The sequence below is a fragment of the Streptomyces sp. CY-1 genome (assembly GCF_047218265.1).
Classification (GTDB): Bacteria; Actinomycetota; Actinomycetes; order Streptomycetales; family Streptomycetaceae; genus Streptomyces; species Streptomyces niphimycinicus.
Window position 1 is genome coordinate 6,090,757 of record NZ_CP178393.1, and the last position, 12,961, is coordinate 6,103,717.

The 12,961-nt window shown below is 71.8% G+C and carries 10 protein-coding genes; 3 read left to right on the top strand and 7 right to left on the bottom strand.

The window, feature by feature from the left end; all coding sequences use genetic code 11:
- Positions 1–111 precede the first annotated feature (111 nt).
- The gene (locus tag ACK1X7_RS26265; protein ID WP_385140215.1) at positions 112–1,452 is read right to left on the bottom strand and encodes an MATE family efflux transporter; all 1,341 of its coding nucleotides are present in this window, start codon (positions 1,450–1,452) and stop codon (positions 112–114) included.
- A 460-nt stretch (positions 1,453–1,912) separates the two neighbouring features.
- Between ACK1X7_RS26265 and dnaB the strand changes: the two genes are divergently transcribed.
- Entirely contained in the window at positions 1,913–3,394 is a 1,482-nt protein-coding gene (gene dnaB / locus ACK1X7_RS26270; RefSeq protein ID WP_361504329.1) for a replicative DNA helicase, read from the top strand.
- Positions 3,395–3,429: 35 nt separating this feature from the next.
- On the opposite strand, the gene ACK1X7_RS26275 is transcribed toward dnaB, so the two are convergent.
- The 3 genes from ACK1X7_RS26275 to ACK1X7_RS26285 form a co-directional block, all read right to left on the bottom strand.
- A complete protein-coding gene (locus ACK1X7_RS26275) occupies positions 3,430–8,019 on the bottom strand; it encodes a caspase, EACC1-associated type (RefSeq protein ID WP_413115710.1) in 4,590 nt (1,529 codons plus the stop codon).
- Positions 8,016–8,465, bottom strand: coding sequence for an effector-associated constant component EACC1 (locus ACK1X7_RS26280; RefSeq protein WP_390794035.1), 450 nt, complete (start codon positions 8,463–8,465; stop codon positions 8,016–8,018). The genes ACK1X7_RS26275 and ACK1X7_RS26280 overlap by 4 nt, the downstream gene beginning before the upstream one ends.
- Positions 8,466–8,648: 183 nt before the next feature.
- The gene (locus tag ACK1X7_RS26285; RefSeq protein ID WP_385140197.1) at positions 8,649–9,413 is read right to left on the bottom strand and encodes an IclR family transcriptional regulator; all 765 of its coding nucleotides are present in this window, start codon (positions 9,411–9,413) and stop codon (positions 8,649–8,651) included.
- A gap of 62 nt (positions 9,414–9,475) precedes the next feature.
- Here ACK1X7_RS26285 and ACK1X7_RS26290 point away from each other — a divergent pair, with 62 nt between their 5' ends.
- Both ACK1X7_RS26290 and ACK1X7_RS26295 read left to right on the top strand, forming a co-directional pair.
- A complete protein-coding gene (locus ACK1X7_RS26290) occupies positions 9,476–10,456 on the top strand; it encodes an alpha/beta fold hydrolase (protein WP_390794034.1) in 981 nt (326 codons plus the stop codon).
- Between the two features lie 112 nt (positions 10,457–10,568).
- A complete protein-coding gene (locus tag ACK1X7_RS26295; protein WP_385140228.1) occupies positions 10,569–11,171 on the top strand; it encodes a class I SAM-dependent methyltransferase in 603 nt (200 codons plus the stop codon).
- Between the two features lie 84 nt (positions 11,172–11,255).
- Here the strand turns inward: ACK1X7_RS26295 and def are convergent, their stop codons facing one another.
- The 3 genes from def to ACK1X7_RS26310 form a co-directional block, all read right to left on the bottom strand.
- Positions 11,256–11,894: a peptide deformylase gene (def, locus tag ACK1X7_RS26300; RefSeq protein ID WP_385140193.1), complete on the bottom strand. Its 639-nt coding sequence runs from the start codon at positions 11,892–11,894 to the stop codon at positions 11,256–11,258.
- Positions 11,895–11,993: 99 nt separating this feature from the next.
- A complete protein-coding gene (trxA, locus tag ACK1X7_RS26305) occupies positions 11,994–12,332 on the bottom strand; it encodes a thioredoxin (protein WP_014061943.1) in 339 nt (112 codons plus the stop codon).
- 76 nt (positions 12,333–12,408) lie between these two features.
- A complete protein-coding gene (locus tag ACK1X7_RS26310) occupies positions 12,409–12,840 on the bottom strand; it encodes a MerR family transcriptional regulator (protein WP_385140190.1) in 432 nt (143 codons plus the stop codon).
- Positions 12,841–12,961: the final 121 nt, after the last annotated feature.

Consider the following 12,961-nt stretch of genomic DNA (forward strand, 5'->3'; position numbering starts at 1 on the left):
GCACCGTGCACCGGAGGGCCGCACCCTGTGGGGTGCGGCCCTCCGCCGTGCCGGGGGCCGGTGGCTCTGGCTTCGAACAGCAGGGACGCGCGTGGTGGGGTTCGGCGGGGCTCAGCCTCGTACCGCGCCGGTGACGATCCAGCGGCCGGAGCGGGTGCGCAGCCACAGGGTCGCCAACCGGACCGACATCATCAGCGCCATCGTGCACCACAGCGCGGTCAGCCCACCGCCGAACGAGGGGACCAGCAGCGCCACCGGGGCGAAGGCGGCGAGGGTGGCGATCATCGCCCAGGCCAGATACGGCCCGTCGCCCGCGCCCATCAGCACCCCGTCGAGGACGAAGACCACTCCCGAGACCGGCTGGATGAGAGCCGTCACCAGCAGGGCGGGCAGCAGGGCGTCACGTACCGCGGTATCGGTGGTGAACAGGGGGATGAGCAGCGGCCGGGAGGTGACCACCAGCAGACCCAGCACCACGCCCGAGGCGATGCCCCAGTGCACCATGCGGCGGCAGGCGGCCCGGGCCCCCTCCTCATCGCCCGCCCCCAGATAGCGCCCGATGATCGCCTGGCCCGCGATGGCGATGGCGTCCAGGGCGAAGGCCAGCAGATTCCACAGGGTGAGCACGATCTGATGGGCGGCGATGTCGGTGTCGCCGAGGCGGGCCGCCACGGCCGTCGCGATCAGCATCACGGCACGCAGCGAGAGCGTACGGATCAGCAGCGGTGCCCCGGCGTGGGCACAGGCCCTGATCCCGGCGGCATCGGGCCTCAGCGAGGTGCCATGGCGCCGTGCGCCCCGGATGACCACGGCGAGGTAGACGGCGGCCATGGCGTTCTGGGCGATCACCGTGCCCCAGGCCGAGCCCGCGATGCCCAGCCCGGCCGCGTAGACCAGGGTGACGTTCAGCGCGGCGTTGGCCCCGAAGCCGCCGATGGCGACATACAGCGGGGTGCGGGTGTCCTGGAGGCCACGGAGGACACCGGTGGCGGCGAGCACCACCAGCATCGCGGGGATGCCGAGGGTGCTGATCCGCAGATAGGTGATGGCGTAGGGCGCGGCGGTGTCCGAGGCGCCGAAGAGGTCGGCGATGGCGGGGGCGGTGGGCAGGGCCACGGCGATGACGGCGGCGCCGAGCAGCAGGGCCAGCCAGATGCCGTCCATGCCCTGCCGGATCGCTCCGGCGAGGTCGCCGGCGCCGACGCGGCGGGCGACCGCCCCGGTGGTGGCGTAGGCGAGGAAGACGAAGATGTTGACGGCGGCGGCGAGCAGGGCCGCGGCGATGCCCAGACCGGCCAGTTGGGTGGTGCCCAGATGGCCGACGACGGCGCTGTCGACCATGACGAAGAGGGGTTCCGCCACGAGTGCGCCGAAGGCGGGAAGCGCGAGTGCGACGATCTCGCGGTCGTGGTGGCGCAGGGTGCTCCGGGCGCTCGTGGGGGCCTGTGTCATGAGGGCAATGTAATCGTCCACAGGTAAGAGACACAAGCCATCGCCGGTCCTTACAAGGCGGCGTGCGGGACGATCTTCTCTGCGCCCTTTGTCGTGATCTTGCCCCGGGGGCCGAAGTTTTTCTTCTGCACAGCCCCTGGATAGAGAAACCGCAGGTCAGGATTGGGCTCTCGGGGTGATTGTGTGTTTGTCCACAGCACTGTCCCCCGACCCGTGCACAGGTTCGCGCGACTTACCCACAGGATGGATCCCATCATCCACATGCCCTGTGGATAACCAAGTTGGCTGGCGGTCCCGACGGGCCTAACGTGGTCCGGCGCCCGCCACCCGATTCGGCCCTGGGACCCCCAGCTTCCGATGCGCCGTGTCCGGAAAGCCGGCCGCTCAGTTGTGTCATAGCCGTGCCGTAAGAAGGACGGGCACGGCGAGGTTCGCATCGCGGACGGGAGGAGGTGACGGGGTGAGCGTTCCCGAGCCCATGGACGACCCCTGGGCGGACTCCGGCCCGTCCGACCGGTTCCCGTCCCCCCGCTTCCGCCGAGGTGAGGGCGGCGGCCGGGGCCGCGACGGCCAGCAGGACCGCGACGGAGGGGGCGGCTCCGCCTGGGAGGGCTCCGGCTTCGAGCGGGTTCCGCCCCAGGACCTCGACGCCGAGCAGTCCGTGCTCGGCGGCATGCTGCTCTCCAAGGACGCCATCGCCGATGTGGTGGAGGTCCTCAAGGGCAATGACTTCTACCGGCCCGCCCATGAGACCGTCTACCAGGCCATCCTGGATCTCTACGCCAAGGGCGAGCCGGCCGACCCGATCACGGTCGCCGCGGAGCTGACCAAGCGCGGTGAGATCGCCCGGGTCGGCGGCGCCTCGTATCTCCACACCCTCGTCCAGTCGGTCCCCACCGCCGCCAACGCCGAGTACTACGCGGAGATCGTCCACGAGCGCGCCGTGCTGCGCCGCCTCGTCGAGGCGGGCACCCGCATCACTCAGATGGGATACGCGGCGGACGGCGACGTCGACGAGATCGTCAACAACGCCCAGGCGGAGATCTACGCCGTCACCGAGCAGCGCACCAGCGAGGACTATCTGCCGCTCGGCGACATCATGGAGGGCGCGCTCGACGAGATCGAGGCGATCGGCTCACGCAGCGGGCAGATGTCCGGAGTGCCCACCGGCTTCACCGACCTGGACTCCCTGACGAACGGTCTGCATCCGGGCCAGATGATCGTCATCGCCGCCCGCCCCGCGATGGGTAAGTCCACCCTGGCCCTGGACTTCGCGCGGGCCTGCTCGATCAAGCACAACATGCCGAGCGTGATCTTCTCGCTGGAGATGGGCCGCAACGAGATCGCGATGCGTCTGCTCTCCGCCGAGGCCCGCGTCGCGCTGCACCATATGCGCTCCGGCAGCATGACCGACGAGGACTGGACGCGGCTGGCCCGGCGGATGCCGGATGTCTCCCAGGCCCCGCTCTTCATCGACGACTCCCCGAACCTGTCGATGATGGAGATCCGCGCCAAGTGCCGCCGGCTCAAGCAGCGCAGCGATCTCCAGCTCGTCGTCATCGACTATCTCCAGCTCATGCAGTCCGGCGGCGCCCGGCGCCCCGAGAGCCGTCAGCAGGAGGTCTCGGACATGTCGCGAAACCTGAAGCTGCTGGCCAAGGAGCTGGAAGTACCGGTCATCGCGCTCTCCCAGCTCAACCGAGGCCCCGAGCAGCGCACCGACAAGAAACCGATGGTCTCCGACCTCCGAGAGAGTGGATCCATCGAGCAGGACGCGGACATGGTCATCCTGCTCCACCGCGAGGACGCCTATGAGAAGGAGTCCCCGCGCGCGGGTGAGGCGGACCTGATCGTGGCCAAGCACCGTAACGGCCCGACGGCCACGATCACGGTCGCCTTCCAGGGCCACTACTCGCGCTTCGTGGACATGGCGCAGACCTGATCCAGGCCGCGGGCCACGGCGTGAGTTGCCGGTGGTCAGGCGCAGGGGGCGGCGTAGTCCAGGTCCGGGAAGGTCTTGCGCCACACCCTGTCGGGGACCGGTCCTGTGCGGACCGAGCAGAGCGTCTCGGCGAGCCGTGCGGGGTCCGTGGCCAGAAGCAGGATCCCGGCCCCGAGGCCCTCCAGGAGCTCCGTGCCCGTGGACAGGACGAGGATGTCCCCACGCGGGCTGAACCGGCTCACGCGGAAGCCGCCGATCCCTTCTGTGAGGCCCGGTACGTGGTAGACGAGTTCGGTGTCGCCGTCCGCGTCGGTCAGGCGCCATACGGCCAGGTCGCGGGCGCCGGTCTGGTCCTGCCAGGCGGCCAGCAGACCGGCTTCCCGGTGCGCCTCGATGCCGTCCAGGCCGCTGAGGGAGCCCTGGAGCGCGATCTCGCGTCCCGCGTCGTCCAGATCCCATAGGGCCGGACGGCCGGAGTCGGACAGGCCGGCCAGAAGACGTTCGGAGGCCATCGCGGTGAGCCCGCGGCCACCCGTGATGGCGTCGGTGAGTCTGTGTGCCGTGCCGTTGTGGGACAGGGCCCATACGGCGGTACGTTCCGGGGTCAGGAGGTCGTTGCCGTCCTGGCTCGGCGCGGCGAGCAGCACCGGCCGTCCGTCCGAAGCCGCCTGGACCGCCGATGGCTTGCCCTTCACCCGCTCTCCGCGGTGCGGGCGCCGTGGGTCCCGGACGTCCCAGATCTGGGTTCCCTCCTCCGTCATGACGGCCAGGACACCGGGGCGCGCGAAGGCGGGGGTCATCGATGCGCTGTCGGCGACGGGCACCTGGCCCAGCCGTCGCGGACGTTGCACATCGCGGATGTCCCACAGCGCGAGCGGGCCCTTGTCGCGTTCCTGGACCGCCAGCAGGCGCCCGTCGAGGCTGATGGCGAGGTTCCCGGAGGTGGGGTTGAACGTGAACCCCGGGCGCGGCCGTCCGTCCGTCAGGGTCCACAGCTTCGTCCGGCGGCCCTCGCTGTCCCGCGCGATCAGCACGTTGCGGCCGGGCAGGAAGCGGGGTGAGGTCCACGGCTCGGGCAGGGTGGCCGGCGCCGGAGGTGCCGGTCCGTCGCCCAGTCGCCAGATCGTGGCCGTGTCCAGTGCGCCGTCGACGGTTCCCAGATGGCGTTGGTCCTCGTCGAAGGCGTCACCCGGGGCGGGACCGCCGCCCGCGAAGGCTCCGTCGACGGTCCGCGGAGGTGGGTTCCACAGGTGGATTCCGCCCTTGAGGTCACCGGTGACGATGCCGCGCCCGTCCGGCCGGTAGCCGACCGCGCGGAGCTGGGCGGTGCCGGGCAGCGCCGTGCCTGCGTAGAGGTTGCCGGGCACGGACGCGGACGCGCCGTTGTCGCGGATGACGCGAGCACGACCGTCGGTGGAGGCGGCCGCGAGGTGCGAGCCGTCCGGGGCGTATGCGATCTCGGGGTACACGGGTTGCTCGGCGGAAACCTGCTTCAGCGCCTTCGGGTGATCGAGGTCGGTCACATCGATGACGGACAGGCGTCCTCCGGCACCGCTGACCGCGTCGCCGCTGAGGGCCAGGGAATGGCCGGCGGGGTGGAACGCGGACGCGTACAGCCCCACCGCGAGCGCGAGTGCCCCGCGGCGCTGTGGCCGAGCGCGGTCGGACAGGTCCCACAGCCGCAGTATGCCGTCGTCCGTGGAGACGGCCAGGGTGTGACCGTCGGGGTGAAACGCGGAGGTGGTCGCACGGCGTCGCTCGTCGGCGACGCGGAGGGTGGTGACGGTCGGCTCGGTCGGATCGCTGAGATCCCACAGCAGCACTCGGCCCCGGTCGGTCGGCACGGCCAGGGTGCGGCCGTCCGGACTCCAGTCGGTCTGGCCCAAAGAGCCCACGTCCGCGGGCTTCCGGGCGATCTGCCGCGGGTGGTCCGGGTCGGTCATGTCCCAGACGTACAGTGCCGACGCGGTGAGCGCGGTGAGGTGGCGGCCGTCGGGGCTCCAGCCGAGGGCGGTGGCGCTTCCGGTGCGCAGGACCGGGCCGGGGGTGGGGTGGTAGGGGTCGCGGGTGTGCCAGAGGCGGATGGTGCCGTCTCGGGAGGAACTGGCCAGCATCGCACCGTCCTCGCGGTACGCGACGTCGTTGACCCGGCCGCGATGACCGGTCAGCGTCCTATGCACCGGTGTCGTCGCCGCCCGCAGCAGGCTCGTTCGGGCCTCGATCGTCGGCGACCTGCGGTATGCGACCAGGCTCATGTCCAGGGCCGCCACCGGGTCTTCCGACCGCAGTGCGTCGGCTTGGGCCGCGATGCGCTTCGACGCCAGCTCCGCCGCCCGTTCGCGGGACCGTTCGCGTTCGGTGAGGGCGAACGTGCCGACCGCCGTGAGCATCAGCGCCAGAGCCAGCACGCCCGCGGTGACCGCGGCTCGTCTGATCCGGCCGTGCCTGGCCGCGCGTACGCAGGCGCGGGCGAAGTCCCGCTCGGCGGCGGTGAGTACCACACCGGGTCCGTCACTCGGGCCGGAGTCCTCGCGCAGCCAGGGGCGGATCGCGGCGAGGCGGCTGCCGGTGAAGAGATAGTCGCGGCCGCGGTCGTGCTCGGCCCAGGCGGTGGCCGCCTCGGCCAGTCGCTGATACGCGATCAGCTCGGCGCGGGCGTCGAGGATCCATGAGCGCAGCCGGGGCCAGGCTCGCAGCAACGCCTCGTGGGCGATCCGTACTCCGTCGTGGTCCACGGTGATCAGCCGGGCCGTGGTGAGCCGGTCGCAGACCTGTGCGAGGCGTTCGCGGTCCGCGTCGCCGCGCCCCGCCGCCACGTCCGCCAGGACCATGCGGCGTGGCACGGGGTCCGCGCCCGGGGTCAGATGGACCATGCGCAGCAGCAGGTCGCGCAGTGTGCGCCGCTCGGCCTCGTCGAGGGTCTCGTGGAGCCGCTCGGAGGAGGTGGTCACCGACTGCCAGATCCCGCCGGTGGCCTGATAACCGGCCAGGGTGAGGACGGCACCGGATCTCCGCAGCCAGGTTTCGCGCAGGGCGTGGGCGAGGAATGGCAGCGCCGCGGCCGGGCCGCGGGTCCCGTCCGGATCGGCGTGGCCGGCCGACCGGTTCAGGTCCTCCAGGATGCGGTCGGACAGGCCGTCCTGGAGGAGAAGCCCGGCGTCCGCGGCCGGGCGCTCGATCACGGCGCGCAGCGCCCGCTGGTCCAGCGGCGGGAGGTTCAGCGGGCCCACGGCGTCCAGCGCGTCACGAAGCTCGGGGTACGCCAGACAGTTGCCGTAGTGGTCGGCCCGTACGGCCAGGACGATCCGTGGGCGGGCATCGCCGTGGCGGTGCGTGGTGCCGCCCCACAGGGCGCGGATGAAGCGGGCGCGCTCGGCGGGGTCAGGACAGCGGGTGAACACCTCCTCGAACTGGTCGATCACCAGGAGGCGGCAGGTGGAACGGCCCGCCGGCGGCGCCGGGAAACGGCCCTCGGCCAGCTCCCGTTCCACCTCCTCCACCTCCCGGCCGGAGGCCCGCGACCACAGCCCGGCCAGCGCACGCAGCGGACGGGGCCCGGGCGCGGCGAGCAGCAGCGCGGGCCACGCACTGTCGTCCCCGCTCTCGTGGGCGCGCTCCGTCGCGGCGAGCAGACCGGCCCGCAGCAGCGACGACTTCCCCGCTCCGGACGCCCCGACCAGGATGACCGGATGAGTCCGGGCCATCGGGTCGCGCACCGCGGTCAGCAGCCGCGCGGTCTGCGCCTCGCGGCCGAAGAACCAGCCGCTGTCCCGCGGCCGGAACGGCTCCATCCCTGGATACGGACAGGGCACGTCGGCCGGTGGCTCCGCCTCGGGGACAGCCCCGGGACGGTAGGCGTTGTTGGGGGCGACGACCAGCCCGCCGAGGGTGCCCGCGCTCTGCCGGTGCGGGCGGGTGGAGTCGTCGCTCGACGCTTGGTCGAGGCAGCCGTGCAGCCTGTCCAGGGTCAGCCATGGGGGGCCGCCGGGGTCGCCCTGCTCGAGTAGGCGCAGCAGACGACCGCCGAAGAGCGTGTGCCGTTCCCCGTCCGGTGCGAAGGACACCGCGAAGTACGAGGCCGAAGCGAGCAGAAAGCTGCCGTCGGGGTGGGCGGACACGAACGGCTCACGGCGCGCGCCGTTGTCCGGGGCCATGGCGCGCCCGGAGAAGCAGCAGTCGAGCAGCACGACGCTGCCGCCCGGTGCCCTGCCGAGCAGGTCCCTGACCGTGCGGTAGGGAACGGCCTGGGACACCCGGTCCGCCGCCAGGCAGTCGCGCGTCGCGAGATACAGCTCGTCCGCGGGCCCCAGCAGGCCGTGGCCGACGTAGCAGAACAGCACCACGCCGGTGGCCTGTTCGACCGCGTCCTCCACCGCCGCGACGACATCGGGCACTCCGGCGTCTGGGGGCACCCGGTGGATGCGATCGGTGGCCATGCCGCAGACGTCGTGCAGCACGCGGGCCAGATCGTCCAGGGTGGTCGCGACACTGGGCAGGCCGGGCAGGTCGGACCCGGCCGCGTGGCTGTCGGCGCCCACGAGTACGGCGCGCGCACCGGGCGATGCCAGGCCGGTGGCGGCCGGGGCCGGGGGTGCCCCTTGCCCCGGCCGCTCCCGGGCGTTCACGGCGCGGGCGGGCCGGCCGTCGGACCCGGGCCGCCGGGTGAGCCCGGAGACGGCTCGGGCAGGGCATCGTCGCGCTCCGTCACGCCGAGACCGGCCGCGATGCGCTGGGCCAGGTCCGCCGTCTGCCGCGCGTCCAGGGCCCCGACCTGGGTGGAGGTCACGCTGATCTCGGTACCGTCGGGACGGGTGATCGTGACGGTGCGGCTGCCCTTCCTGGTCTGCACCCAGGCGATCAATGCTCCCGCCAGGACCGTCGCGACACCACCCGGGGCGAGCAACGCCAGCACCGCATCGGCCGCGAGGCCCATCGTGCCCGCCTGAGGAGCCGGATCGGCGGCTCTCCGTAACCTGCCGCGCAAGGCCGGCTGTTTCTCCAGCCACCCGCGCAGATCGTCCGCGCCGGCATCGCCAGGGCGATCGCCGCGCACGGTGATGACGACCTTCATGCCCCTCCCAGCGAGCCGGGGAACCGTGGCTGTACGCGCTCCCGGATCACGGTCAATTGTAGTGAAAGCGCTTGAGAGCGCGACCGGTTGAGTGATCCGTGGATTACCGGGCGGCCTTTCCGAACCGGTGCGTGGGACAGACGGCCACCAGGCGAGCGAGGTCTCACGGTCGGCGTCGTCGGCTCAGGTCGCGGGTCGGAGTCCCACCGTCCGGGAGATCGCCAGGCTCGCCGTGCGCAGTGCGACTCGAGCGGTGGCCTGGGTGACGCCCTCGTCGGGTGCGACGAGTGACAGCGCGCCCAATGGGTCACCGCGATGGTTCAGGATCGGGGCGGCGACGGTCGACATCGTGGTGGGTCCGGTGCGCAGGGGGTTGGGCACCGTCGCGGCACAGACGCCCTCCCTGCGGACGGTGGCCATGAGCTGACGGAGCCGTCCCGGGTCGGGCGCCCCGGCCAGCGCGTCATCCCGCACCGGCTCGGGGGCGTGGGCCAGCAGGGCGACGCCGATGCCGGTTTCGGCGAGGGGGAGGCGGCCGCCGACGCGGTACTTGACCGCTGCCGCGTCCCGGGCCGACAGGCGCTCGACGAGTACGGCCTCGTGGCCGTCGCGTACGGCGAGGAGGATGTGCTGGCGGGTGACCCGGTGCAGGTCCTCCATGAACGGGAGGGCGGCGGCGCGCAGTCCGTGGCCGCGGGGCGCCAGCGAGGCGATCTCGAGCAACCGCAAGCCGATGACGAAATCGCCGTTGTCGAGGCGTTCGAGGGCACCCACATCCATCAACTGGGCCGCGATCCGCGATGTGGTGCTCTTGGGAAGGCCCGCCCGGGCCGCGAGCGTATGGAGCGGCAGGCCCTCCCCGGCCTCCGCGAAGGCACCCAGCACCCGGAACGCCCGCTCCAGGATCGGCTCACCGTGCGGCGGCCGTCCCGAGCGACGCGTCGGCACCGGCGTCCCACTCATCGAAATCGCCGGTGCGCGTCGCAGGTCACGGCTCGAATACTAGCGATGTGACCCACCCGCACGACGACGCGCGGACACCGGAGACCAAGGAGACAGCAATGGCGACCGACCCCGCGCTGCGCGACGTCTACGTCCCGCACGCCTATCCCGAGCAGCAGGCCGACCTCGGTGAGATCACCATGAACTACGCCGAGGCCGGTGAGCCGGACAAGCCCGCCGTGCTGCTGATCCCCGAGCAGACCGGCTCATGGTGGGGGTACGAGGAGACGATGGGCCTCCTCGCCGAGGAATTCCATGTCTACGCCGTTGACCTGCGGGGACAGGGGCGCAGCAGTTGGACCCCGAAGCGGTACAGCCTCGACAACTTCGGCAACGACCTGGTCCGGTTCATCGCCCTGGTGGTGAAGCGCCCCGTCATCGTCGCGGGCAACTCCTCCGGTGGCGTCCTCGCGGCGTGGCTGTCGGCGTACGCCATGCCCGGGCAGATCCGGGGCGCGCTGTGCGAGGACGCCCCGTTCTTCGCGTCCGAGCTCGTCACCACGTGCGGCCACTCGATCCGCCAGGGGGCGGGCCCCGTGTTCGAGCTCTTGCGGACGTACCTCGGCGACCAGTGGAGCGTCGGTGACTGGGAGGGCTACTGCCGCGCGGCCGGGGCCTCGCCGTGGCCGACGGCGGGATACTTCGTGGCCGACGAGATCCCGCAGCACCTGAAGGAGTACGACCCGGAGTGGGCGCGGGCCTTCTGGGAGGGCACCGTCGGACTGCACTGCCCGCACGAGCGCATGCTGGCCCAGGTCAAGACGCCGGTGCTGCTCACCCACCACATGCGGGCCATCGACCCGGAGACCGGCGGGCTGCTCGGCGCGCTCTCCGATGAGCAGGCCGCCCGGACCAGGGAGTTGATGGAGTCGGCGGGGGTGAAGGTCGACTATGAGTCGGTGCCGGATGCGTTGCACATGATGCACCAGTTCGATCCGGCGCGGTACGTCAAGATCTTTAGGCAGTGGGCGGCCACGCTGGCGGCGTGATCGGGCGGCGTGACCGGGCCCGCTTTTCGTGGTTTCGGCAAAAAATTTTGTCGGTTCGCCATGGGCGGGGGCAGGTTGGGGCCGACGCGACCCCACCAGATAAGGCATGGCCATGGACCCACAGTTCTGGGATGACATGTATCGCAGCCGCGACCAGCTCTTCAGCGGCGCGCCCAACGGAGTGCTGGTCACCGAGGTCACCGACCTGCCGCCGGGGCAGGCGCTCGACGTGGGATGCGGTGAGGGCGCCGACGCCATCTGGCTGGCCCGGCGGGGCTGGCAGGTCACCGCGGTCGACATCTCCCGGGCCGCCCTGGAACGCGCCGTAGCGGCCGCCACGGACGTCGCGGGCCGGGTGGCGTGGACACGCGCCGACCTGACCGGCACGCCGCCCCCGCCCGCCGCGTTCGACCTGGTCTCCGTCCACTACTTCCCGCTCCCGCACCAGCCGGACCACACCGCGCTGCGCGGTCTGCTGGACGCCGTCGCACCCGGCGGCACCCTGCTCTTCGCCACCCACGCCCTCGCCGATCTGTCCCCGGACCCCGAGCGGGGCTTCGACCCCGGCGACTACTACCAGCCCGACGAGATCGCCGCGCTCCTGGACGACGACTGGACCGTCCTGATCAACGAAACCCGCCCCCGTACCGCTCCCGCCCCCGCCGGTACGCACCACACCCAGGACACCGTCCTGCGAGCGCGACGCCTGCGGTGACGGTGAAAAAGGTGACAGGTGACGGGTGACGGGTGACAAGGGGGCATGGCGGTGCCGCACGGCCGGTCCCGGCCGCCGCCCGGCTCAGGGCTGAAGCTGGTGGCCCAGGGCCGCGGCCTTCTCCACGCGCCGGGCGAGGACCTGCTCATGGAGGTCCGTCATCTGCCGCAGCGCGTCCTTACGGTCGCGCTTGGAGAGCCGGTCGATGTAGAGATGCCCCGAGAGATGGTCGGCCTCGTGCTGGAGACAGCGGGCGAAGTAGCCGGTGCCCTCGATGACCAGTGGGTTGCCGTCCTTGTCGACGCCGCGGACCACGGTGCGGTCGGTGCGCGGAACGTCCATCCGCGCGCCCGGTACGGACAGACAGCCCTCGGCGTCCTCGATGAGCAGCCGCTCGCCCGGATCGGGCTGGTCCAGGACGGGGTTGATGATGTGGCCGACATGCCGTACGCCGTTGTCGTCCGGGCAGTCGTAGACGAACAGCCGCAGGTCGACGTCGACCTGATTGGCGGCCAGCCCGGCGCCGTCGGCGATGTACATGGTGAGGAACATGTCGTCGATGAGGGCGCTCAGCTCGGGCGTGCCGAACTCGGTCACCTCGCGGCAGGAGCGGCGCAGAATCTCCTCACCGACCTCGGTGATCCGGCGCGGTGAACCGCGCTCGGCCTCGGGGGTCGGCGCCGGATACGAACCGACGGGTTTCCCCTGCACCAGGACGCGCACCGCTGACCTCACCTTTTCCGCCCCCACTGATGGCCGCCCCCACTGATGGGCATGTCCGGCCAACGTAGCAGGGGCGGTTCGGCCGCGGCTCCGGCTCGGTCAGATCGCCTCGGCGAGCTCCTCCAGCAGCCGCCGCTTGCTGCGGGCCCCGACCAGCGACCGCACCGGCTCGCCCGCCCGGAACAGCATGAGCGTCGGCATCGACAGCACCCCGTACGCGTTGGTGGTGGACGGGTTCTCGTCCACGTCCAGTTGCACCACCTTCAGCCGGTGGGCCTCTTCCTGCGCGATCTCCGCCAGCACCGGCGCGATCATCCGGCACGGCGGGCACCAGGAGGCGGTGAACTTCACCAGCACCGGCAGCTCGGCCGTCAGCACCTCCTCGCCGAAGGTGGCGTCCGTGACCGTGGCCACTCCCCCGGTGTGTGTCAGCGACATCTCATCTCTCCTTCGGAGTCGTTCGGGGTTGTTCGGAGTCTTTTGTGGTGACGGTGGGACGACGGGACGGCGGGGCTCACGGCCCGGGCGGCGTCAGCTCGCAGCGCGGCTCCGGGGCCCCCTCGGGCGCCGTCGCCGCGGCCTCCAGTTGCGCGCGGGCCAGCTCCGCCTGGGCGAGCTGTGTCCCGACCCGCTCCCGGATGGCGCTCAGCCGGTCGATGCACTCGTCCAGCTCGGCCAGCTTGCGCCGGTAGACCTCAAGCGAGGCGGGGCAGGAGTCACCGGCCGGATGGCCGGAGCGCAGGCATTCGACGAACGGACGCGTCTCCTCCAGCTCGAATCCGAAGTCCTGGAGCACGCGGATCTGCTGGAGCAGCCGCAGATCGTCCTCGTCGTACGACCGGTACCCATTGCCGGTGCGGCGCGCGGGCAGCAGCCCGAGCGACTCGTAATAGCGCAGGGTGCGGGTGGTGGTACCCGCCCGCTCGGCCAGCTCTCCGATCCGCATGTGCCGACGGTAGACCTTGACCCTGACGTCAAGGCCAGACCGCGATGCGGTCCCGGGCGGTGGCGTGGCGGGTGACGATCGGCCGGGCCACCGGCCGGTGATGATCGGCCGACCGATGGCT

Excerpts from the sequence above, each read along its gene's own strand:
- ACK1X7_RS26265 (WP_385140215.1), bottom strand. The coding sequence starts at position 1,452 with ATGACACAGGCCCCCACGAGCGCCCGGAGCACCCTGCGCCACCACGAC.
- ACK1X7_RS26280 (WP_390794035.1), bottom strand. The coding sequence starts at position 8,465 with ATGAAGGTCGTCATCACCGTGCGCGGCGATCGCCCTGGCGATGCCGGC.
- ACK1X7_RS26295 (WP_385140228.1), top strand. The coding sequence starts at position 10,569 with ATGGACCCACAGTTCTGGGATGACATGTATCGCAGCCGCGACCAGCTC.
- trxA (WP_014061943.1), bottom strand. The coding sequence starts at position 12,332 with ATGTCGCTGACACACACCGGGGGAGTGGCCACGGTCACGGACGCCACC.
- ACK1X7_RS26310 (WP_385140190.1), bottom strand. The coding sequence starts at position 12,840 with ATGCGGATCGGAGAGCTGGCCGAGCGGGCGGGTACCACCACCCGCACC.